This window comes from Betaproteobacteria bacterium, assembly GCA_016720065.1.
Lineage (GTDB): Bacteria > Pseudomonadota > Gammaproteobacteria > Burkholderiales > Rhodocyclaceae > SSSZ01.
In genome coordinates this window covers 1,644,175-1,666,106 of the sequence record JADJXY010000002.1, presented here as the reverse complement: position 1 = coordinate 1,666,106, position 21,932 = coordinate 1,644,175, and the positions used below count along the sequence as shown (strand labels likewise).

At 63.9% G+C, this 21,932-nt stretch carries 18 protein-coding genes; 12 read left to right on the top strand and 6 right to left on the bottom strand.

Going from position 1 to position 21,932, the window contains the following annotated elements:
- Positions 1-335: 335 nt before the first annotated feature.
- Positions 336-2,180, top strand: a complete 1,845-nt coding sequence (locus IPM73_10965) for a sigma-54-dependent Fis family transcriptional regulator (protein ID MBK8918535.1) — start codon at positions 336-338, stop codon at positions 2,178-2,180.
- Positions 2,181-2,380: 200 nt separating this feature from the next.
- Here the strand turns inward: IPM73_10965 and IPM73_10960 are convergent, their stop codons facing one another.
- The 3 genes from IPM73_10960 to IPM73_10950 form a co-directional block, all read right to left on the bottom strand.
- Positions 2,381-2,770, bottom strand: coding sequence for a c-type cytochrome (locus IPM73_10960; GenBank protein ID MBK8918534.1), 390 nt, complete (start codon positions 2,768-2,770; stop codon positions 2,381-2,383).
- 119 nt (positions 2,771-2,889) lie between these two features.
- A complete protein-coding gene (locus IPM73_10955) occupies positions 2,890-3,537 on the bottom strand; it encodes a response regulator transcription factor (GenBank protein ID MBK8918533.1) in 648 nt (215 codons plus the stop codon).
- Entirely contained in the window at positions 3,534-4,844 is a 1,311-nt protein-coding gene (locus IPM73_10950; protein ID MBK8918532.1) for a sensor histidine kinase, read from the bottom strand. Before IPM73_10950 ends, IPM73_10955 begins: the two co-directional genes overlap by 4 nt.
- Before the next feature lie 248 nt (positions 4,845-5,092).
- Between IPM73_10950 and IPM73_10945 the strand changes: the two genes are divergently transcribed.
- The 3 genes from IPM73_10945 to IPM73_10935 are packed head-to-tail and all read left to right on the top strand — an operon-like array spanning position 5,093 to position 8,145.
- Positions 5,093-6,961 carry a methanol/ethanol family PQQ-dependent dehydrogenase gene (locus IPM73_10945; GenBank protein MBK8918531.1) on the top strand — a complete coding sequence of 623 codons (1,869 nt, stop codon included), beginning with the start codon at positions 5,093-5,095 and terminating at the stop codon, positions 6,959-6,961.
- A 44-nt stretch (positions 6,962-7,005) separates the two neighbouring features.
- Positions 7,006-7,638: a pentapeptide repeat-containing protein gene (locus IPM73_10940; GenBank protein MBK8918530.1), complete on the top strand. Its 633-nt coding sequence runs from the start codon at positions 7,006-7,008 to the stop codon at positions 7,636-7,638.
- 18 nt (positions 7,639-7,656) lie between these two features.
- Positions 7,657-8,145, top strand: a complete 489-nt coding sequence (locus tag IPM73_10935) for a c-type cytochrome (GenBank protein MBK8918529.1) — start codon at positions 7,657-7,659, stop codon at positions 8,143-8,145.
- Between the two features lie 158 nt (positions 8,146-8,303).
- On the opposite strand, the gene IPM73_10930 is transcribed toward IPM73_10935, so the two are convergent.
- Complete coding sequence (locus tag IPM73_10930; protein ID MBK8918528.1) at positions 8,304-10,085, bottom strand: PQQ-dependent methanol/ethanol family dehydrogenase; 1,782 nt, start codon at positions 10,083-10,085, stop codon at positions 8,304-8,306.
- A gap of 382 nt (positions 10,086-10,467) precedes the next feature.
- On the opposite strand from IPM73_10930, the gene IPM73_10925 reads away from it, so the two are divergent.
- The 7 genes from IPM73_10925 (at position 10,468) to IPM73_10895 (ending at position 16,938) form a co-directional block, all read left to right on the top strand.
- Positions 10,468-11,229, top strand: a complete 762-nt coding sequence (locus IPM73_10925; GenBank protein ID MBK8918527.1) for a quinoprotein dehydrogenase-associated SoxYZ-like carrier — start codon at positions 10,468-10,470, stop codon at positions 11,227-11,229.
- Positions 11,229-12,176 carry a quinoprotein relay system zinc metallohydrolase 1 gene (locus IPM73_10920; protein ID MBK8918526.1) on the top strand — a complete coding sequence of 316 codons (948 nt, stop codon included), beginning with the start codon at positions 11,229-11,231 and terminating at the stop codon, positions 12,174-12,176. Before IPM73_10925 ends, IPM73_10920 begins: the two co-directional genes overlap by 1 nt.
- Positions 12,163-12,867, top strand: a complete 705-nt coding sequence (locus tag IPM73_10915; protein ID MBK8918525.1) for a TonB family protein — start codon at positions 12,163-12,165, stop codon at positions 12,865-12,867. The genes IPM73_10920 and IPM73_10915 overlap by 14 nt, the downstream gene beginning before the upstream one ends.
- Before the next feature lie 161 nt (positions 12,868-13,028).
- Positions 13,029-14,387: a HAMP domain-containing protein gene (locus IPM73_10910; protein MBK8918524.1), complete on the top strand. Its 1,359-nt coding sequence runs from the start codon at positions 13,029-13,031 to the stop codon at positions 14,385-14,387.
- Between the two features lie 26 nt (positions 14,388-14,413).
- Positions 14,414-15,031 carry a response regulator transcription factor gene (locus IPM73_10905; GenBank protein ID MBK8918523.1) on the top strand — a complete coding sequence of 206 codons (618 nt, stop codon included), beginning with the start codon at positions 14,414-14,416 and terminating at the stop codon, positions 15,029-15,031.
- Between the two features lie 2 nt (positions 15,032-15,033).
- A complete protein-coding gene (pip, locus tag IPM73_10900) occupies positions 15,034-15,996 on the top strand; it encodes a prolyl aminopeptidase (GenBank protein ID MBK8918522.1) in 963 nt (320 codons plus the stop codon).
- A gap of 108 nt (positions 15,997-16,104) precedes the next feature.
- Positions 16,105-16,938, top strand: coding sequence for an HDOD domain-containing protein (locus tag IPM73_10895; GenBank protein MBK8918521.1), 834 nt, complete (start codon positions 16,105-16,107; stop codon positions 16,936-16,938).
- Positions 16,939-17,101: 163 nt separating this feature from the next.
- On the opposite strand, the gene IPM73_10890 is transcribed toward IPM73_10895, so the two are convergent.
- Positions 17,102-18,070, bottom strand: a complete 969-nt coding sequence (locus IPM73_10890; GenBank protein ID MBK8918520.1) for a hypothetical protein — start codon at positions 18,068-18,070, stop codon at positions 17,102-17,104.
- 48 nt (positions 18,071-18,118) lie between these two features.
- Positions 18,119-18,811 carry a hypothetical protein gene (locus IPM73_10885; protein ID MBK8918519.1) on the bottom strand — a complete coding sequence of 231 codons (693 nt, stop codon included), beginning with the start codon at positions 18,809-18,811 and terminating at the stop codon, positions 18,119-18,121.
- 567 nt (positions 18,812-19,378) lie between these two features.
- On the opposite strand from IPM73_10885, the gene IPM73_10880 reads away from it, so the two are divergent.
- A complete protein-coding gene (locus IPM73_10880) occupies positions 19,379-21,628 on the top strand; it encodes a TonB-dependent receptor (protein MBK8918518.1) in 2,250 nt (749 codons plus the stop codon).
- Positions 21,629-21,932: the final 304 nt, after the last annotated feature.

Sequence of the window (21,932 nt, the reverse complement as noted above, 5' to 3'; positions counted from 1 at the left end):
ACAAACGGAGTCTTGGAAACTGGTCGGGCGGGCGATGCTTCGGATGTCGCCCCATGAGGGGGCGAAACACCCGACGCCCACGGCCAGTCGGGCCTGGCGATCGGTAGGCTCCTCCAGCATGGGCCGTGCCAAGTTTCGAGGCACCCTGGATGATACATAAAATTCAATTAAAACAGTTGCCTGGCGTGCATGCTGCCAAAGTGCTTAAGACCTTTGTCGAGGTCAGGGCCATGGTCAAGTGCGCAGCAGTTGTTCAGGCATGGAGCAGTTTCGCGGGGTCATCGCCCGTGTATAGGGGCGCTCCCAATCGGCATGGAATGTGCATAGGTTGCGGCATGCAAGGACAGACATTCCCCTCCCTTCCCCCCGACGCGATTCAGCGTTCATGGCAGCGCTGCCGTGCCGCGGGCTTGCTCGTCGGGAAGCGACTTGCCGAGGCGGATTCGGCGGAAATTCAGGGACTTCCCTCCCGGCTCGACGCGCCCCTGTCACGACTCTCCCTGCCCGTTCTGGAGTCCTTGGGCCGGCTGCTGGCCGGAACAGCGACCCTCGTCGTTTTGGCGGATGCCACGGGCTCGGTGCTCGCCTGTCTTGGCGATGACGCAGCCAGAAGGATGGGCACGGGCCTGGGCCTGGTGGTCGGGTCACGCTGGTCGGAGGGGGTTGCGGGAACCAACGCCATCGGGACGTGCCTTTCCGAGGGGGTATCGGTGGAAATACTGGGGCCCTCGCATTTTCTTGCCCAGAACCAGTCCTTCTATTGTGTCGCTGCGCCGATCCTTGGAATCGATGATCGCATCGTGGGGGTGCTGGCTATCGGGGCAGCCCATCGCCTGGACTTGGCTTGCGGCAGGGCGCTGGTCGAGATGCATCGTTCGCTGATCGAGGATCGTCTGGTCGACGCTGTCCCCAAGAATGCCTGGACCATTTCCCTCCAGAGCAGCAGGGACTTGTTTGGCTCCCCCCTGGACGGTCTTGCCGTTTTTTCTGCGACGGGACGGCTTATGGCTCGCAATCGCGCGGCGGCGGCGCTTTTGCCCCTGGAGGCCTTGCCCGGGTGTTCGTGGAGCGAGCGCTGGGGCCTGTCGTGGAGCGAGTTGCTGCGAAGAGGAAGAGACTTCCCCGAGGAATCCATTGCCGTGTCGGGGCAGGGAGGAAATGTCTGCTTTGCCCGCCTTTCCCGGCCAAGGGGACAAGGGGGATCGGATGCCGCGGAGGCGGACCCGCTCGTGCCTCAGCGGGGGCTCTCGGATCTGGACAGTGGCGACGGTAGCTTGGCGGAAGCGGCGCGCTTGGCGGGCCGCATCCTTGATCGTGATATCCCGCTCATGATTCAGGGAGAAACGGGTTCCGGCAAGGAGTGGTTTGCCAGGGCGTTCCATGCTTCCGGGGGGCGGCGGCAAGGGCCGTTCATCGCGGTCAACTGCGCCGCCATTCCCGCGGGGCTGATCGAGGCCGAATTGTTCGGCTACGTCGAGGGCGCCTTTACGGATGCAAAGAGTACGGGGGCGCTGGGGAAGATCAGGGAAGCGAACGGCGGGACGCTCTTCCTGGACGAGATTGGCGATATGCCCTTGCCGCTGCAGGCGGTTCTGTTGAGGGTATTGGAGACCCGGACGGTGCTCCCCTTGGGCGGCGTGCGGGAATATCCGGTGGACATTTCCCTGGTTTGCGCCAGCCACCAGTCTCTACAGGATCTGGTGTCCAGGGGGGCGTTCCGCGCCGATCTGTTTTTCCGCCTGTCGGGAATGACCGTCACCCTGCCCGCACTGCGTGAGCGAAGCGATTTCGATGCCATCGTGCGCCGCATGCTCGTCGATGAGGCCGGGTCGAGCCGCATCCGTATCGATCCCGAGGCTCTCCGTGCGCTGCGGGCATATAGCTGGCCGGGGAATCTCCGGCAACTGCGCAATGTGCTGCGGCTTTCGATTGCCTTGCTTGATGGTGAGGAGACCCTCGGCCTTACCCACGTCCCGACTGAGATTCGGGGGTCGAGGGTTCGCGCCACGAGCGCCGACCTGCGGGCCGTCCAGGCCCGCCTGGTGCGGGAAACAGTGGCACGGCACCGCGGCAACATTTCCGCTGCGGCGCGAGAACTGGGGATTACGCGGACAACGCTGTACCGCAAACTTGGGGTGTCGCAGGGGTCGGGCGAGGATCGGGGTACCGAGGGGGCTTGACTCCCGGGTATCGGCGCAGCCTCGCTGGACTGGTGAGGGGGCGCCGAATGCCCTGGACGCGGTATGCCCGTGGATGCAGGGGAGCATCCTCTTCACTCCCCGCAATGCAAACGCCCCGCGACGGGGCGGGGCGTGGCGCAACGGAAGGCCTCCGGGGTGCGAATCGGGTTCGCACGCTGCCCGGAACAGGGCTCCCGGTCTTACTTCATGGACAGAATCCAGAAGACGAGGGAGCGGGCGTCGGTTTCGGAAATGGCAGCCGTATTGGGCGGCATGGCCACGCCCGTGACCTTGTTCTTCCAGTGGCTCGAGTAGGGGTTGGAGCCTTCCAGGACGACGCGAGTCAGGAAGTCGGCGGCACCGGGCTTGCCGCCGTACATCTTGGCGACATCAAGCCAGGCGGGGCCGATGGGCTTGTCCGTGCCGGGGGCGATGGGGCCCTTGCCGCTCACGGCGTGGCAGGTGAAGCAGCCAGCGTTGGTGGCGAGCTTCTTCATCTTTTCGTCATTGGCGGCGTCGGCGAAGGCGCTTCCGACGCTGGCAGCAAAGAAGGCGCTGGCAAGGATGAATTTGACGGAGCGAGTGAACATGAGATTCTCCAGTGGATTGAGGGTGTTGCAGGAATGGACATTGAGTCACCCCGCCATCTTAGCCTGAAATGACTAGTTAGCGAAGGGATGGGCGTTTCGGACAGGTGCTGCGCAGGCTGTCAGGAACCCCGCTGGTCGGCGATGTTCACCAGTCCGTGGCGGGCGGCGAGTTGAATCAGTTTGAAGTCGGTGTCGGCGTCGAGTTTCTGACGGATGATCGAGAGGTAATTGAGGATGGTCTTGGGGCTGAGGTGCATGGACGTGGCAATTCCGGTCGGCGTTTCACCCTGAACCAGCAGGCGAAGCACCTCGAATTCGCGGGGTGTGAGGTGGGAAAGATCGCCGTCGCCCTCCACGGCCTGGCGGGCCAGGGTCTCGGCGATCTCGGGGGAAAAGACGCGCCGCCCGGCCATGACTTTGCGAATTCCCTCGATGACTTCGAGAGGTTCGCAATACTTGGTCAGGTAGCCATGGGCGCCGCTGCGCAGGGCCTGGGTGACGTGGCTGGCGCTTTCGTGCATGGAGAGCACGAGTATCCTCATTTCAGGGCGCCGTGCCAGCATGCCGCGAATCGATTCGATGCCGCTGCTGCCCTTGAGGGTGAGGTCCACCAGGGCGATATCCGGTTTTTCCCGGGCGACGGCAGCGTTCGCTTCCTCGGCGCTGGCGGCTTCGGCAACGACGCGCAGGCCGGATTCGGCGTCGAGCAGCCGGCGGTAACCGTTGCGTACGACAGCGTGGTCATCGACCAGAAGAATGCGAATCATCGGGTTTCGTCCGTGGCTAGAGGAAGAGGAATCGAGGCGCGCAGTGAAAACCCCCTCGGGCTCGCGGACGTGAGGTGCAATTGACCAGCGACCATCGCCAGCCGCTCTTCCATGCCCAGCAAGCCCGTCCCTCGGGTGACGCCGGATCGCGGCGGTCCCTTGCCGTTATCTTCGACGCGCAGTTCGAGGTGTTCAGCGCTTCCCGTCAGGGCGACGAGACAGGTCGTGGCCTTGCTGTGCCGGACCGTGTTGGTGAGCGCTTCCTGGGCGATGCGGTAAAGGGCGAGGCACGCGGCTTCCGGGGCATCCGGAAGCGGTGAGCGGACTTCCAGGCGAAAGCCCACGTCCGGGCTGCGTTGACGCCAATGATCCAAGAGTTCTTCCAGAGCATGCGGGAGACCGGCAATGTCGAGTCCGTGAGGCCTCAGGCTACGTAGCATGGTGCGGAGCTGCTCCCGGCTGGCGCGGACATCGCGTCCCAGATCGCGGGCACACTCGCCGACCCGCTCCGCATCGAGATCCGCTGCGTGACGTTCCAGGAAACCCGCCGTGGCGCTGATGGCGGTGAGGCTTTGACCCATATCGTCGTGCAGTTCCCGGGCCAGGGAGGCACGCTCTTTTTCCCGGGCGGAGATGAGCTGGCGGGCGAGATGGTGTTGCGCGGCGTGGGAGGCAGCCAGGGCGGCCGCCAGTTCGTCGATGGCCGCGGCGACGCGGCGGAATTCCTTGAGGGCGAATGCGGGCAGGGCAGCGGCATCCTCGCCCCGAGCCAGTCTTTGCAGTCCGCCTTCCAGTTCCCGGACCGGGGTCAGCGCCCGGTGGGCCGACCACCAGGCCACCGCCAGCGTCGCGGCGGAGAAGAGGGCGAGCGTGACGCACAGCCTGAGGGTGTCGGTCAGGCGCTCCTCGATTTCCGAAGTCGGATTGGCGGCGATGCGCAGGACTTGCCCCCCCAGGCGGATATCCTGGCCGCTCTGGGGGGCGGGATCGAAACCCAGCCAGAGGGCAAGCTGGCGCAGGAAGGCAGACTCCTCTTGGCCGGGGGGAGGCATGCCGCTTACTGCCAGGGTCAGGTGCCGCAAGGGTCTCTCCTGCAGCAGTGCGGAGAGTTGGGCTTCCACCTCCTGGGCTGGAGTCTCGGAGGCCATGCGGCTAGCCTCTAGGAGGACTCGTGCGAGATTTTCCGACGCGGCAATCTCGTTGCGAATATCGCCCTTGAGCGAGTAAAGATTGATGGCAATCGCCATCAGCATGAGCCCCGTCAGCAGAATGCCGAGGGAACCGAGCAGACGCCATCTCAGGTCCATGGCATGTCCTGGTTTTTGCGAAGCCTGCATTGTGCAGCAAGTTTCATCCCACGCTTCCTCAGGGGGAAGAAATCCCGACAGGGCGGGAAGATTTCCGGACTTAGCGGGGAAGGAGTCCTGGCCAATCGGTGCTTTCGTCCCGAGACCGGGGAGGATGGGCCTTTCTATACTGGCCCGGCTTTTCTTAACGGCGAGCCGGTCCTGCCGCAGGGCCGATCAAGAACCTCATTCAGGAGACGAAAACTTAAATGGACGCGATCCGCTTCAATACCCGCCCAACCCTGGTGGCCGCCCTGGTCGCCACGCTGTTCTGTGGTTCGGCCCTTGCCGGGAGCAAGGTCACTTGGGAGGACATCCTCAATGACGACAAGTCCCCGGGCGACGTGCTGAGCTACGGCTTGGGGCTCAAGGCCCAGCGCCACAGCACGATCAGTAAGATCAACACCTCCAACGTGGCTAACCTGGTTCCCGCATGGAGTTTCTCCTTTGGTGGCGAGAAGCAGCGCGGACAGGAGGGGCAAGCCCTGGTTCACGATGGTGTGATCTACGTGACGGCCTCCTATTCACGCGTCTTCGCCATCGATGCCAAGACAGGCAAGCGCCTGTGGGAGTATCAGCATCGCCTGCCCGAAGATATTCGTCCCTGCTGCGACGTGGTTAACCGGGGCGCGGCCCTCTACGGCGACAAAATCTACGTCGGCACTCTGGATGCCGGTATTGTGGCTCTTAACAAGGATACGGGCAAAGTCGCCTGGAGCAAGAAGTGGGGCGACCACAAGATCGGCTACACCATGACTGGCGCGCCCTTCGTCGTCAAGGACCAGAAGAGCGGCCGTGTTCTGCTGGTGCATGGTTCCTCCGGGGACGAATTCGGTGTTGTGGGTTACCTTTTTGCGCGCGATCCCGAAACGGGCGAAGAAGTCTGGGCTCGTCCCATGGTCGAAGGCCACATGGGTCGCCTGAACGGCAAGGAAAGCACGCCGACTGGCGACGCCAAAGCGCCCTCCTGGCCTCGCGACAAGGACGGCAAGTTGGTGGATGCCTGGAACCACGGCGGCGGCGCCCCCTGGCAGACCGCCAGCTTCGACGTGGAAAAGAACATGGTGGTCATCGGTACCGGTAACCCGGCGCCTTGGAACACTTGGCACCGCACCAAGGAAGGCGACGATCCGCGCAATTGGGACAGCCTTTTTACTTCCGGCCAGGCCTATGTGGACGCCAGCACTGGCGAGCTTAAGGGCTTCTTCCAGCACACCCCGAACGACGCTTGGGACTTCTCCGGCAACAACTCCGTGGTGCTCTTCGAGTACAAGGATCCCAAGACTGGAAAAATGGTCAAGGCGTCGGCCCACGCCGACCGCAATGGCTATTTCTTCGTGACCGATCGGGAAAAGCTTTCTTCCGGCGCCGGCTACCCCAACCAGCCGACTTCCCTGATTGGTGCCTGGCCCTTTGTGGAAGGCATTACTTGGGCCAAGAGCTGGGATCTGAAGACTGGCAAGCCCAATATCGTGCAAGGCCAGCATCCGCCCAAGCCTAAGGCGGGAGCCGACAAGGGTGAATCCATCTTCGTGTCGCCGCCCTTCTTGGGAGGGACCAACTGGATGCCCATGAGTTACAGCCCGCAGACCGAGCTGTTCTACATTCCTGCCAACCACTGGGCGATGGATTATTGGACCGAAAACCTGACCTACAAGGCTGGAGCCGCCTACCTCGGCCAAGGTTTCCGCATCAAGCGGCTCTTTGACGACCATGTGGGAACCTTGCGCGCGATCGATCCCAAGACGGGCAAGATCGTGTGGGAACAGAAAGAAACCTTCCCGCTTTGGGCCGGGACGCTCACGACTGCTGGCGGCCTGTTGTTTACGGGCACGTCGGATGGCTACGTCAAGGCTTTTGACGCCAAGAACGGCAAGGAATTGTGGAAGTTCCAGACCGGCTCCGGAATCGTTTCTGTCCCCATCACATGGGAGCAGGATGGCGAGCAGTACCTTGGCATCAGTTCCGGCTACGGTGGTGCTGTTCCGCTGTGGGGCGGGGACATGGCTGACCTGACCAAGCAAGTCACCCAGGGTTCCTCCATGTGGGTGTTCAAACTGCCCAAGTCGAGCCGCTGATAGGCTCTCGGGGGTCCGCTTCGGCGGCCCCCCGAGGCGACACCATGACAAATAATTTCTGCATTCGTACGAAAAGCGGTTTTACGTCACGGGCCGGGCTTTTCCTGGCCGGCAGCATCGCTGCGGTCGTCTCGCTGACCGGGAATGCCGAGCCCAGCAAGGGGCCGGTAGAGCCGTTAGTGGTGAATGGCTGCAAGCTTTGGCCCTACGCCCGCTGTCCGGGTGCCGATCTCCGACACGCGGATCTCTCGGCGCGGGATCTCGCCGGCGCTGACTTCACTGGAGCGAATCTGAGCCGCGCCGATCTGAGAGTCGCCAATCTGGCGGGTGCCATTCTGGATGGGGCCGATTTGACCGCCGCCAAATTACAAAAAGTGAATGCTCCTGGTGCGAGCTTTCGCAACGCCAAGCTCGTGGGGGCCGATTTGGAATTTGCGCGTCTGATGCGCAGCGACCTCTCGGGTGCGGACCTGACTGCTGCCAATCTGGAAATGGCTCGTTTCAACTTTGCGTGGCTGGAAGGTGCTCGGCTGACCAACGCGAATCTGCAGGAAACTAAATTTGTCACCACCAACCTGCGCCGGGCCAACCTTGAGGGCGCGTTATTCAAATACACGATTTTTCCCGATTCGTCCTTCGAGGGATGCACGGGATGTCCTGATCCAGCGTTGTGGTGAGCCGGGATGCCAATTTTCTTGAAGCTGCTGACCATATTGCCCATGGCCTTGTTCTTGCCGGCACTGGCTTTCTCGGGCGATACGGAAGGGCAACCCGGCAATGGCGAGGCCGTGCCACCGGTGGTCGATATCCAAGCGCTCAAGAATCTTGGCGCATCCTGGCTGAACGAAAACCCTTACCGAGACGATGCGGCTGCCATCGAGGTGGGGCGGCAGGCATTCGTTCAGGCCTGTCAGCGCTGTCATGGTCCGGATGCACTGGGCAAGGGCCCAGGGCCGAACCTCAGGCGCCTCAGCGCTTACTGCAAGCGTATCGTCGACGCGTCGTTGCAGCGGGAGTGTTTCGGCGACAACGATGCATATTTCGTCAAGTCGGTGCTGAAGGGAAAAACCCGGGTCGGTGTGGTCCATATGCCGCCCTGGGAAGGGGTGCTGAGCCAGGAAGTGCTCTGGGCACTCAAGGCCTATATCGATTCACCCCACGGCGACGCTCAGGTGCCGCGATGATGGCGGCCAGTCAAGTTCCCCGCCAGGGTGCAGGGTCGATCCGGCCAGCGGCCCGCAGGGCGCAAATAAAAAGGCACGGGGCCCCTTTCAGGAACGCCCGTGCCTCAAACCGCGCCGGAGCCCTCAGGCGCCGGCAACGGTTGGAGCCAATCCTCGGCTTACTTGTGCAGCTTGAAGACCCAGACGGAACCGCCCTGCTCGAGGTAGTTCACGCGCTTGGCCACGTCACCGCCCCACAGGGGAACGGCGCCGCCCCAACCGGCGGTCACGGCGATCATCTGCTCGCCGTCCTGTTCCCAGCTGACCGGGGGAGCGACGATGCCGGTACCGACGTTGAAGGACCAGAGTTCCTTGCCGGTCTTGGCGTCAACACCCTTCAGGAAGCCTTCCGGGGTACCGTAGAACACCAGGCCACCGGCGGTGGTCAGGACGCCGCCCCACAGGGGAGCGTAGTTCTTGTTTTCCCAGACGATCTTGCCAGTGGCGGGATCGACGGCACGCATGGCGCCAATGTGGTCGTCATGCAGAGCCTTGATGGTGAAACCGGCGCCCATGTAGGCGGCACCCTTCTTGTAGGAGACGGGCTCGTTCCAGATGTCCATGCCCCACTCGTTGGAGGGAACGTAGAACAGACCGGTTTGAGGACTGTAGGCCATCTGCATCTGGTTCTTGCCGCCGAGGAAGGACGGAGCGGCGAAGACCACAGCACCCTTCTTGCCGTCGGCGCCCTTGGCGGGATCGCCAGGGTAGTTCTCCATGTTGTACATCGGCTTGCCGGTGGCGAGGTCGATGCCCTTGGCCCAGGTGATCTGCTTGACGAACGGGAAGGCGTTCAGCAGCTTGCCGTTGGTGCGGTCATTGACGAAGAAGAAACCGTTACGGTCGGCCTTGCCGCCAGCCTTGATGGTCTTGCCGGTCTTCGGGTCCTTGAAGTCGAAGGAAACGAATTCGTTGACGCCGTCAAAGTCCCAGCCGTCGTGCGGGGTGCCTTGGTAGTGCCAGACGATCTTGCCGGTATCGGCGTCGATGGCCACAGTGGAGCAGGAGAACAGGTTGTCGCCCGGACGGGTCCAGCTGTTCCACGGCGCCGGGTTGCCGGTACCCGCGAAGATCAGGTTGGTTTCGGGGTCGTAGGTTGCGCCATTCCAGGTGGCGGCGCCGCCGGTCTTCCACAGGTCGCCAGGCCAGGTGGCGTTGGTGGTGCCGGAGATGCCGTTGTCGGTCTTGTTGCCGGAGGCGTCGAACTTGTAGCCCATGTGACCTTCGACCGTGGGACGGGTCCACAGCAGCTTGCCGGTCTTGGGATCGCGGGCGTCGATGCGGCCGACGATACCGAACTCACCGCCGGACACGCCGGTGATCAGCTTGCCCTTGGCGATGATGGGAGCGGCGGAAGCGGAGTAGCCAGCGGCGTAGTCTTCCAGCTTCTCTTTCCAGACGACCTTGCCGGTGTCTTGATCCAGGGCGACCAGATTGGCGTCCAGGGTGGCGAAGATGACCAGATTGTCATAAAGAGCGGCGCCGCGGTTGATCACGTCGCAGCAGGGCATGATGCCGTCCGGCAGACGGTGTTCGTACTTCCACAGCTTCTTGCCGGTCTTGGCGTCGATGGCGAACAGACGGCTGTAGGAAGCAGTGACGAACATCTTGCCGTTGTGGATCACCGGCTGGGATTCCTGACCACGCTGCTTTTCACCACCGAAGGACATGGACCAGGCGGGAACCAGGTTCTTGACCGTGTTGGTGTTGATCTGGGTGGACGGGCTGTGGCGCTGGCCCTGGGTGCCGAGACCGAAGCTGACGACGTCGCCCTTGGTGGAGGCGTCATTGAGGATGTCGGCGTCAGATACGGCGGCCATGGCCTGGCTGCCCATGAAGGCCGAGGCGGCGATCACGGCGCTGGCAATGGCGGTGCGGCGGAAAAAGTTGTGTCGATGCATGGATTAGGTCTCCTTTGTTGTCCATGAAATTGGTTGGGTGGCTGTCCTCCGTTCCCTGAGCCAGCTCCCCTGCCAGCGCCCACAACTGCAAGGGGCGTGCCAGCCTGCTTTCAGGAAGCGCCTCCCGGGGAAAAGCCCATTTGGCAAGACTTCCAGAGTGCTACGGGATTCAGCTCAGGCTACGGAAAACAATTGTTTCAATTGTCACCACCTGTTCCAAACTTGCACACTTCCGTATGCTTCAGCGGGTGTGGCCTGCTTCTCCCCTCCCGCGGAGGCATATTCTGCACTGTTTTTCCGTTTTGTGGGCAGTGCTGCGCGGCATCGGGTTTTTTCTGAGATAATAAGCGCGTTCTAACGTTGCGGCGGGCTTGGGGTGCTTATGGGAAGGCTGATGGCGGCGCTGGTGCTGGCGGTGGTCATGCTCGGAGAGGTGCTTGCCGCTCCGGTCGACGCCGCGGATCCCCTTGAGTCGGCCCGCTGGGGGGACATGCGCAGGGCTTTCTTCGCCGATCAGCCGGTGGTTTTCGACGCCCGGGTCAAGGTCGTCGCGCCGCTGGATGCCGAGAATCCCATGCAGGTTCCCGTGACCGTTGACGCCGCCGAGCTGAGCGACGCGCGAGAGGTTTTCGTTTTTGCGGATTTCAATCCCATCATTCAGGTACTGCGCTTCTACCCGGAGCGCGCTTCCGCATACCTGGGGTTTCGCATCAAGCTGCAGCAGTCGTCGCCGGTGCGGGCGGCGGTCCGCACCGGCGACGGTGTTTGGCATGTCGGGGGAACCTGGGTCAATACCGTTGGGGGGGGATGTACGGCCCCCTCGGCTGCGGCCACCTCCCCCGAGTGGCAACGCAGACTCAACGAAGTCAGTGGCCGGCAGTGGTCGGAAGGGCCCCTGGCGGGACGTGTCAGGATGCGCATCGTGCATCCCATGGACACCGGACTCGTCGCGGGCATCCCGGCCTTTTTTCTGGACGAACTGGAATTCCTCTCTGCGGAGGGCGTGCTCCTGATGCGCGTCCAGCCCTTCGAGCCGGTGAGCGAGAACCCGGTCTTTACCTTGCAGCAAGGAGCGCCGGGCCGCGTGCGGACGATGGGGCGCGATAATAACGGCAATCGTTTTGAAGCCTGGATCGAACCGTGATGCGCCGCGTTTTTGCCTGTCTTGCCTTCCTGCTGTTCGCCGTTCCGGGAGGGGGCGTGTCCTTCGACTATGGACTCGTTCCGCGGGAGCTTGCACCGGGGGTCTATGTCTTCGTCGGCACGACGGAGGATTTTTCCACCCGCAACGGCGGCAATATCGTCAATACCGGATTCATCGTCGGCACGGGGGGCGTCGTGGTCGTCGATACGGGTCCTTCGCTGCGCTATGGGCGGCAGATGCGCGCCGCCATCGCCGCCAAGACGGAAGCTCCGATCGCGCTCGTGCTCAACACTCACCTTCATCCAGACCATTTCCTGGGCAACCAGGCCTTCGCGGATCGCCCCCTGGGGGCACTGGCGGCGACCCGATCGGGAATCGAACGGGATGGCAATGCCTTTGCGGAAAATCTGTTCCGCATGGCGGGGGACTGGATGCTGGGAACCGAGAGCGTCCCTCCGACACTCGAACTGGCCGAGGGCATTCGTGAATTCGCCGGGCGGCGCCTGCGCTTTATCGCGCTGAAGGGGCATACCGACGCCGATCTGGCGGTGTACGACGAGACCTCGGGGGTGCTTTTCGCCGGCGATCTGGTCTTCAATGGGCGCGCGCCGACCACGCCCCATGCCGAAGTGTCCGCCTGGTACGCCGCCCTGGACCAGCTCGAGGCCATTACCCGAGAGCCCGGGTTCCGCAAGCTGGTCCCTGGCCACGGCGAGGTGGCGCAGGACGCCGCACCCATCGCCCAGACGCGCGCCTACTTGCGCTGGCTGGAGCGCGAGTTTGCCGAGGCCGCTGCGGCAGGTCTCGACATGAACGAGGTTCTGGCCCGGCCGATTCCCGCGGAATTTGCGGCACTGGGCGTGGTGGCCACGGAATACCGGCGGTCGGTGGGGCATCTTTTCCCCGCGGCCGAACAGAAGGCGCTGGGTCGCGGTGCCGCCCGTTGAGGTTTTCCTCCTCGCGGAGGATCGTCGCTTCCTGCGGTTGCTGGCCCTCTCCGCCTGTCTGCACGGCCTTGTGCTGTGGGGATTCGCAGGGACGCCGCCGGTGAGCCGTTCCATGCCCCGGCTGGAGGCGGAACTCCGCGTGCAGGTTGCCGCCGCGGAAGTACCGGCACCCTTGGTACCGAGCGAGCCGGCACCGCCTGCTCCCGTGAAGGCGCGGGAGGAGGGCCGTCAGACTGTGTCGGTGCCTGCTGCGCTGGCGGCGGAACCTGCGCCTGCAGCGGTGTCGGTGCCGCAGGTTGCCGCAACGGCAAACCTGCCGCTGGCCGAAGCGCCCGGAGAGCGCGTAGTGGCCGATCTGCCTCCACCTCCACGCCCCGCCGTCGATCTCGATCGCCTGCTCGACGGCTACGGACGTCGCTTGTCCGACCTCCTGGCGCGCCATCACAGCTATCCGCGCGTGGCCGAGATGCGGGGCTGGGAAGGCGAGGTGCAGCTTCGTCTGCGGGTTGCACGCAAAGGGGGGCTTCTCGGTGTTTCGGTCGAGCGCTCCAGCGGTTTCGAGGTTCTCGATCAGCACGCCCGGGCCATGGTCGAGCAATTGCGTGTTTTCCCGCCGCCGCCCGACGAACTCGAATCCGGAGAGATCCAGGTGGTGATCCCGGTGAGCTACAAGCTGAGGCGGCCCGCCTGAGGGCGTGGGCCGAGTTCATTTCGACCTATGCTGGAAGCGCCTGAATCCGTCTTGCAAGTCGCCGCCCGGGCTTCAGGTGGCTCGCGGTGTCTACGGCGCGGGAGTGCGCGGCGGTCGGGACACCCGTCGATCCTTTGGTGCGCAATCCGATGGGCAGTGGTTTGAGTCTGCATACCCGTATCAGCCTGGTGCTGACTGCCTTGGCAGCCGGGTTGCTGCTCGTCCTTGCCGCTCTGTGGGTTCACGGAACCCGGGCGGCGATCAACGAGGAAATCGAGGCGGCGGCAAGGGTTTCCGAGCAGTGGCTGGTGGCTCTGGGAATCGAATTGCGCAAAGGGGCCGACGAGACCCTGGCCACCAGGACGCTGGCTGCCATTCAGCCCCTGGGGCGTATCCGCGCCAACGGCGTGGAGATATTGGACCGCCAGGGGGGCCTGATCTACCGCTCCCCGGCGCCGACCTACAAGGCCGGCAGGGGGGCTCCCGAGTGGTTTTCAGGCCTTCTTTCCGCAGACTTCGCGCCGCGTTGGGTCGCCATCGGTGAACTCGACGTGGTGATCCGTCCCGACGCCTCGCGGGCAGTTCTCGACGCCTGGGATGATGTGACCGGGATGGTCGGTTGGGCCCTGGGCGTGTTGGCCATACTCTTTCTTGGGGTGCGCGTCGCCCTGGCCAAGGCACTCCGTCCCCTGGACCTGGTGATGGCGGCGCTGGATCGCACGGGGCAGGGGCGATTCGACACGCGCCTGCCGGTATTCGAAGTCCCCGAACTGGGGAGTCTGTCGCGGGCCTTCAACGGCATGGCGGACCGTCTGGCCCACGCGGTGGATGAGAACGTCTGTCTCGAGGCGGAGCGCGAGGTGGCGCGGCGCATGCAGGGAAGCCTGGAAGCGGACCGCCGTGCGGTGGCGCGCGAATTGCATGACGAATTGGCGCAGGGCATCACCGCCGTACGGGCGCTCGCCGGGGCGATCGCGCAGCGGACCGAGGCGCAGCCCGACGTGCAGGGCTACGCCGGCAATATCGTGAGCGTGACGGGGCAGATGCAGGACGGCATACGCACCATTCTGCACCGGCTGCGCAAACCAGCAGCGGAACCGCTTCTTGCCAGCCTGGAGCGCAACCTGGCCGCCTGGCGGCAGCAGCATCCGGAGATCGAGCTGGAAGGGGTGTACGAATTGGGGGACGCCCCTTTGTCGGACGAATTGGCCGGGTGCGCGCTGCGCATTGTGCAGGAGGGGCTGACCAACGTCGTGCGCCATGCTCAGGCGCGCCACGCCGAGGTCCGTGTCTGGCGCAGGAGTGGCGACCTGGAAATTGTCGTGGCGGACGATGGCGTCGGTCTGGGCGGCGAGCCCTCTGCTCAGGCGGGCAGTGGCTTGGGTCTGACCGGGATGGTCGAGCGGGTCGAATTGTTGGGAGGGGTGCTGCGGCTGGAGACGCCTGCAGCTGGAGGCTGTCGTCTGGTCGCGAGGATTCCGGAAGATTTTCCGGGCCCCGCCGTGGAGGAGAAGCTGTGAGCAGGACATTGCAAGGGGCCAGGGTGATGCTGGCCGACGATCACGCCATGGTGAGGCTGGGGTTCCGGCTCTTGCTCGAAGGTGCCGGAGCCACCGTGGTGGGCGAAGCGGAGAACGGGGAGTCCGCCGCCCGCATGTTTGGCGAACTGAAGCCGGACGTCCTGGTCATGGACGTGTCCATGCCGGGGATCGGTGGACTGGGTGCCCTGGAACGAATTCTGGCCTGGGAGGCGAAAGCGCGGGTGCTCATGCTCTCGGCCCACAACGACGACATCGTTCCCGTGCGGGCCTTGCGTCTGGGCGCCCGGGGCTATCTGTGCAAGCGGGCGGCGCCGGAGGAATTCCTGCGGGCGGTGGGGACCGTCTTCGCCGACCAGCGCTACATCGATCCCGAATTGGCGCCGGCGGTGGCACTGGCTCAACTTTCCGCTTCGGCCAACCCGGTCGAGGCCCTGACCGAAAAGGAGCTGGCCGTGTTTCTGCAACTGGCTCAGGGCAAGACCGTCAATGAAGTCGCCAAGGACTTCTGCGTGAGTCCCAGCACGGTGGGCACTCATCTTTACCACATCAAGCAAAAGCTCAATGTCCAGAATGCCGCCGAGCTCGCCCTGGTGGCCATGCGCAACGGCCTGATCGAATCCTGATCGTGGCGACGGCGGGTCTTTCGCCCGATGGCCTGTTTCCCCCGGTCGTGCCGCGGGCGAGTGGCTTCCTGGCGGTGGGGCAAGGGCACGAACTGTACTGGGAAGAGTGCGGTCCCCGCGACGGATTTCCCGTCGTGTTCCTGCACGGCGGACCCGGCAGCGGGTGCAATGCCGCCCAAAGGCGGCTCTTCGATCCGCGGCGTTTTCGCGCCGTGCTTTTCGATCAGCGGGGTTGCGGGCGGAGTCGCCCCCTGGGGGAAACTGCGGACAACACCACCGCACACCTGGTGGCCGATCTGGAGAAACTCCGCCGGGCACTGGGCATCGCACACTGGATCGTCTGTGGCGGTTCCTGGGGTAGTGCCCTTGGCCTTGCCTATGCGCAGGCCCATCCGGAATCGGTCGCCGGTCTGGTGCTGCGCGGCATCTTTCTCGGCAGCGGGGCCGAGGTGACACGCTACCTTTCGCGGCAGGCCCGGCCGGAGGCTTGGGCGGCCCTGGCGGCTGCGGCGCGGGATGCGGAAAACCTCCTGGAGTCCTTTGGCCAGCAGATCCGTTCCGGCAGCGAGGCAGAGGTTCTTGCGGCTGCCGGCGCCTGGCTGAATTACGAGCGAGCCTTCATGGGCGAGGGGCCCCTGGAGGGCGTTGCGGACGAAACCGCCCGGGCTAAGGTGCGCGTGCAACTGCACTATCTGTGCAAGGACTGTTTCCTCGCGCCGGAGCAACTCCTTCGGGGGGTGAGCCAGATCAGGCATCTTCCCACCGTATTGGTGCAGGGGATGGCAGACCCGGTGTGCCCGCCGGAGGTGGCGCAGGCCCTGGCGAGGGCCTGGCCTGAAGCCCAGTGGTCGCCCGTCGCGGCAGGGGGGCACGGAGGCCTGAGCAGTGCCATCGCAGCGGCGGTCATCGAGGCCCTGGCCCACGTCGCCGCGCGGGTGGAGATGCATCCGCCGAGGGAGGGCTGAATTCGCTAGAATGGCGCCTTTTCGGGGGAGAGTGGCGTGGGGGAGCAGAGCAGCGCGCAGACAACAGTGGGATCCGGGGGTGGAAACCCGCAGCAGTTCGAGGGCCGCATGCGCGTCGAACTCAAGGATATCGGCATCCCGCCGCGCCCCGCCATTCTGGACGAGATCGATCGCGAAATGGCCCGGGACGCCCCCGATTTCTCCCGTCTCGCCCGTCTCATCGGTTCCGACGTTGCCTTGGCCGCCGGCCTCATCAAAACCACCAACTCACCCTATTACGGCCTGGGGAAAAAGGTGCGCACGGTCCAGGAAGCGCTCCTGCTCCTGGGCTTGAAGTCCATCGTCCGGACCATCGCCGGCCTCTCCCTGCAAGGGATGTTCAAGGACGCTCCGCGTCTGGAGCGCTTCTGGGATGTTTCAGCCAAGACCGCCTGCCTGGCCGGGTGGCTCGCCCAGAAGTTGCGCAGCGAGGTGGGCCTGCGTCCCGAGGACGCCTATACCTTCGGTCTCTTCCGGGACTGTGGCATCCCTCTGCTGATGATTCCCTTTCCCGAGTACGAAGCGATTCTGAAGGTGGCCAACGCCGATCAGGAGAAGGGATTCACCCAGGTCGAGGACGAACTGCTCTCGATCAATCACGCCGTGGTGGGAGCGGAACTGGCAGAGGGATGGCTGCTGCCCGGGGAAGTCGCGCAGGCCATCCAGCATCATCACGATCCCGTTGCCCTGGAGGCGGGCGGGCTCGACACGCGTCCGGCCAGGATGGTTGCCCTGGGCCAATTGGCGGAGCACATCCTCTTTCTGGGAACGGGGCGGGGCAAGACGGCCGAGTGGGCCAAGCTGGGTACCGCTTGCCTGGCCGTACTGGGCATCGACGAGGCCGCAGCAGACGCCCTTGCCGCCGAGGCCGCTGCGGAAAGAGCCTGGGACGCCGATTGCTGAGCCCAGCTTCCGGGATCGACGTGACCGAATCGGTCACGGGATGACATTTTGCGGCACCCGGTGGCTGCCGTGAGCGCCCTGGATTACGCCCTCCCGGGTCAGGCAAAAAAGCCCGCTGCGGGGATAACCCCGCAGCGGGCTTCGCGGCGGCGTCTGGCGACGCTCAGCCTTCGACCGTCAGATAGACCAAAGTCTGATTGAGCAACTGGTAGCCGATTTCGCCGAAGGTCATGGGTCCGGTGACATTGGCCGTACGCTTGCCTTCCAGTCCCGAGTACAGGAAGTTCAGGATGCAGTTGCACGAGAAGGACATGCCGGATTCGATCCTGGGGAGTGCGGCCTGGAAGCTCGTGACGTAGTCGGTGACCGGGGCGGCAATCTTGTAGTCCAGCCCGGGAAAGACCGGCGCGTAGAAATCCACCCGGCGGGCGTTGGCGTCGATGCCCTTGATGCTGACGTTGACCATGGCGCCGCAATAATCCGCCACAAGAGGCAGGCGCGTATCGGTCCCGTTGCCGATGAGATAGTCGGCGAGATTGGTCGGTTTGCCATTGATCTGGCAGTTCGTGACTGCGAATCCCGTCTCGGAGAAGGTGATCGTATCGCCGCTTCCCGGCTGGAAAAGATTGACGATGTCGATGCGGGCAAATTTGTTGGGAGGCAGAGGCACATCCATGGCCACCGACTGCTGTTCGCTGAATTCGCCTGTGGTTCCGAGGACCGCCTTGGGGGTCACCTTGCCCAGGTCGTCGAGGTGTACGCCCGCGATCCAGCCGATCACCGGTTTCATGTACATGTCTTCGTAATTGGGCGCATTCTGGGCGAAGCTGCCGTGGCAGTCGCTGAAGGCAGGAACGATGAGGATGGTGTAGCCGTTTTCCGGCGCATTGCGACAGAGCTGGGGCAGGGCATCGCTGTCGTACAGGCGCAGGGTCGGCGGGGCTGAGAAGCCGGTGATTTCGTTCACGAAGACCTGATCCCGGCTGATCTTGCCGCCGTCCCGGGTCATGAAGTAGGGAATCGTGCCGCCAATCCAGTTGCCCGCAGGGAGCTGGCGCAGGGCCTGCTCGTCGCCGGCGATGCACAGGTACTTCCCTGCCCGGATCAGGTCTGCGGCCTGAGCGACGGGCATCAATCCATCTTTGGTATTCACGCTTGTTATCCTTTTCTGGCCGCCGGTTTAACGGCCCAACTGGCCGAGTTCGTGACCCAGCATTTGCTCGTAACGCAGGAAGTAGCGCTGCAATTCGTAGGCTTTGAGGACGCGGACCTCGGCATCGGTGATCACGCGCATCTGCTCACGCAGCTTGGTGAGCAGGAGTTTGAGGCTGAGCACGCGGATATCGATATTGGTCGAGCCGTCGAGGAGTTTCTCCCAGACCGGGTCGTCGGCCTCGGGCACGCGCGTGGATGGAGCGGCGGCGGCCGGAGGCGGCGGGGGGGCCGAAGACAGGCCGGCCTTGCCGCTATCCAGGCTGTGCTTGAACTTCCAGAGGTCGGCCACGGTGACGTCGAGGATCGAGCAAATGCTCTGGAACTTGACCCCTTCCAGAAGCATCGAGGCGATCTGGCGGGACATGGCCCGGGTGAAGGGGAGGTCGCCATCGCCGCACCACAGGGGAGCCTGGCCGCCTGGCATAACGGCGGGAACGGCGTGAATCAGGCAGCGTGAGCCGCCCAGATTGATATGGCGCCAGACCTGTTCCCTATCCTGCGGAACCGTGGCCTTCGAGCCAAAAAACCACCCGCTGCGCCCCGTTTGCTGGGCAACCCAGACATCCACCTGCCGCTTGCCGAGATCGTCCCTGACCTTGACGATTTGCCAGGGGGCCTCCACTTCGAGGACCGATCGCAATAGATCTTCCGATTTCATGAGCCTTGCTTCCTCCTAAGTAATTTCGACGGAACCGCCTTGAATTGGCTTCGTTTTATCCGAGCTCTTATGACCGAGATCAAAAAGCACGTTATGTGCCATAGTACTTTTGGCCTAGAACCAAAGTCAGTTTGGCCGCTTTCGCCGTTCTATGACGGCTTGTGGGATTCCGTGCCGGCATTGTGGCACAGCGCTCCAGAAAACCATGAGGGCCTTGCCAAGATTTCCCCGGTGCGCCGCTGCTGTCCAGGGGCGACAATCCGCTCGTCGATGCAGCCGGTGGAAAGCCCGAGGCCGCCGGTCCAGGATTCGCATCGGGCACTATCACCGCCGCGGCCGGAAACGTTCCCTTCCGGCCGCCATTGGGCGGTGGCTGCAGTCTCTCGCCCGGCGTCACAGGCGGCTTCAGGTCCAGGACCGGTCCAGAGTACTGTGATTACTTTCCAAGGGGCGCCGGGGTTCCCTTCCAGCGGGTTGCAGGCCCGCCGTGCCGCTTGCGGCAGGGGGCGGCCAGCGCCAAGTGGACCTTTGCCGCGAGATGCGGCGCAGTCATTCAAACGTTCGATCATGCCTCGATTCCCCCGCTTGTTCCGCCAGTCGCCGCTGGCGCTTGCCCTTGCCTTCGTCTTTCCCCTCACCCCCCGCGCGGAGACTCCGGCGCTCACCCTTGACCCGGTCGTCGTGACGGGGTCCCGCGTCGAACACAGCAGTTTCGACCTGCCTGCGGCCATCGACGTGGTTGATCGATCGCGCATCGACGCCGACCGAGGCCGGGTCAATGCCTCCGAGGCCTTGGCCGCGGTGCCGGGGATCAGTGCCCTGAATCGCCAGAACTATGCCCAGGACTTGCAGATATCCTCCCGCGGCTTCGGGGCGCGCTCCGCCTTCGGGGTGCGCGGCATCCGCCTGATCAGTGACGGTATTCCGGCGTCGATGCCGGACGGGCAGGGGCAGGCGGCGACCTTCAATCTGGACCGGGCGCAGCGGATGGAGGTTCTGCGCGGTCCGCTGTCGGCCGTCTATGGCAACCATGCCGGGGGGGTCATCCAGGTGTTCACGCCGGAAGGGTCGGGCAAGCCGGTGGTCGAAAGCCATCTGTCGGCAGGGAGTTTCGCGTCCTGGAAGGTGGATGTCGCCAGCCAGGGCGAGGCGGCGGGCGTTGGCTACGTCATCGATGCCTCGCGCTTTGCCAGCGAAGGCTACCGTGACCATAGTGCGGTGACCCGGGACCAGCAGATGGCCAAGCTTACTTTCCGCCCCGATGCGGTCAGCAAGCTCAATATCGTGGTCAACAATTTTCGTCAGCCGGACACGAAGGATCCCCTGGGCCTCGACTGGGATGCCTACCGGGACGATCCGCGCTCGGTGGTCAGTAATGCGACGGATTACAACACCCGCAAGAGCATCGACCATCTGCAGATGGGGGCTCACTATGAAAGGCAGTTCGGTTCAGACTCCCTGCAGCTTTCGGCCTACGCGGGGCAGCGCTCGGTGATCCAGTATCAGTCGATTCCCTTCGCCTCCCAGCGGGTGCGGGTCGGGACCGCAGCGGGCTCTGCTCTGCGCAAGCACTCCGGAGGGGTGATCGACTTCGACCGCGAATTTTCGGGCCTGAGCGCGCGCTGGATACTGCGCCATGACCTGGCGGGGGGCAAGCTGTCCACGACCCTGGGGATCGACCACGAGTCGGCCACGGATGATCGTCGTGGATTCGAAAACTTTACCGCCACCGATAGCGTCAGCCTCAGCTCAGCGCTGACTTGTGGCGTGGGAGGGACGGTCTGTGGGGTCAGGGGGCGCTTGCGCCGGGACGAGACCGACCGGGTGACGACGACCGATCCCTATGTGCAGTCCGAATGGCAGGGGGAGCATTGGGGTTTCACCGCCGGGGTCAGGCACAGCTCCATCCGCTTCCGTGTGCGCGATCACTATATCGATGCCGCGTCGAGCAACAATCTCGACGACAGCGGATCGGTTGCCTACCGACGCACCACCCCCCTTGCGGCGGTCACCTATAAGCTGTCGCCTGCGGCCAATCTCTACGCGAGCTTCGCCCGGGGGTTCGAGGCGCCCACTTTCAACGAACTGTTCTATTCGGGTACGGACGGCAGTTTCGCCTTCGATCTGGAGCCCGCCACCAGTCGCCACCGGGAAATCGGCCTCAAAGCCTTTCTGGGGGAGGCGACCCGCATCGATGCCGCATTCTTCCGGGTCGATACGGAAGACGAACTGGTGGTCGATCAATCCTCCGGTGGGCGGACCAGTTTCCGCAACGCCGGGGAAACCAGGCGCCGCGGCTTCGAACTGGGTCTGGATTCCATCTGGGCCCACGGGTTCAGCACCCGAATCGCGTACACCGCCCTGCGGGCGACCTACGAGGAGAGTTTCGTCACCCGGGCCGGGACACCCTCCTCGGCGGTGCTCATTCCCAAGGGAAATCGTCTGCCCGGCATTCCCGCGTCCAGCCTGTTCGGCGAAATTGCCTGGCGTCACGCGGCGAGCGGCTTTCATACCGCCCTGGAAATCGTGGCGCGCAGCAAGGTCTATGTGGATGACACCAACGGCAAAGCCGTGGTTTCAGGATATCCCGGAGACGGGAGAGCCCGCCCCGCGCCGGGCTATACGGTCGCCAACCTTCGTTTTGGCCTGGATCGACGGGTCGGACCCTGGCTGATGAAGGGCTTTCTGCGCGTCGACAACCTGTTCGACAAGCAGTACGTCGGGTCGGTCATCGTCGGTGACGGCAACGGGCGCTTTTACGAATCGGCGCCTGGAATTAACTGGCTTGCTGGGGGAAGCTTCGCCTACAGCTTCTGATCTCGCGGCAGGGTCTTCATGCCCCTGCGAGATCCGGTCAGCGAGGGCGCCTGACCAAAGCGGCGTGGCCCCCTGTGGATCCCGGCGGGAAAATTTCCCGGGTCGGCCGATACCGTCTGCGCCATAATCTGCGCCCTACTCGGCACCCTGGTGTACCGACGGTCTCCTTAAGCCCTTGTTTTCGCCCTCTTCGGAGGGCGTTTTTCTTGTCTTTGGCGCGGTAACATCGCGAGTGTTCCTTTACGGTGCAGTGGAGCAGTCAAGTGTTGCGATTCTGGACGCAGAGATTTTTCCGCGTGGGCGG

Coding starts and splice junctions, on each gene's coding strand:
- IPM73_10895 (MBK8918521.1), top strand. CDS start 16,105: ATGCGCGTCGAACTCAAGGATATCGGCATCCCGCCGCGCCCCGCCATT.
- IPM73_10965 (MBK8918535.1), top strand. CDS start 336: ATGCAAGGACAGACATTCCCCTCCCTTCCCCCCGACGCGATTCAGCGT.
- IPM73_10945 (MBK8918531.1), top strand. CDS start 5,093: ATGGACGCGATCCGCTTCAATACCCGCCCAACCCTGGTGGCCGCCCTG.
- IPM73_10890 (MBK8918520.1), bottom strand. CDS start 18,070: ATGCCCGTCGCTCAGGCCGCAGACCTGATCCGGGCAGGGAAGTACCTG.
- IPM73_10940 (MBK8918530.1), top strand. CDS start 7,006: ATGACAAATAATTTCTGCATTCGTACGAAAAGCGGTTTTACGTCACGG.
- IPM73_10950 (MBK8918532.1), bottom strand. CDS start 4,844: ATGGACCTGAGATGGCGTCTGCTCGGTTCCCTCGGCATTCTGCTGACG.
- IPM73_10885 (MBK8918519.1), bottom strand. CDS start 18,811: ATGAAATCGGAAGATCTATTGCGATCGGTCCTCGAAGTGGAGGCCCCC.
- IPM73_10930 (MBK8918528.1), bottom strand. CDS start 10,085: ATGCATCGACACAACTTTTTCCGCCGCACCGCCATTGCCAGCGCCGTG.
- IPM73_10925 (MBK8918527.1), top strand. CDS start 10,468: ATGGGAAGGCTGATGGCGGCGCTGGTGCTGGCGGTGGTCATGCTCGGA.
- IPM73_10920 (MBK8918526.1), top strand. CDS start 11,229: ATGCGCCGCGTTTTTGCCTGTCTTGCCTTCCTGCTGTTCGCCGTTCCG.
- IPM73_10880 (MBK8918518.1), top strand. CDS start 19,379: ATGCCTCGATTCCCCCGCTTGTTCCGCCAGTCGCCGCTGGCGCTTGCC.
- IPM73_10905 (MBK8918523.1), top strand. CDS start 14,414: ATGCTGGCCGACGATCACGCCATGGTGAGGCTGGGGTTCCGGCTCTTG.
- IPM73_10960 (MBK8918534.1), bottom strand. CDS start 2,770: ATGTTCACTCGCTCCGTCAAATTCATCCTTGCCAGCGCCTTCTTTGCT.
- IPM73_10955 (MBK8918533.1), bottom strand. CDS start 3,537: ATGATTCGCATTCTTCTGGTCGATGACCACGCTGTCGTACGCAACGGT.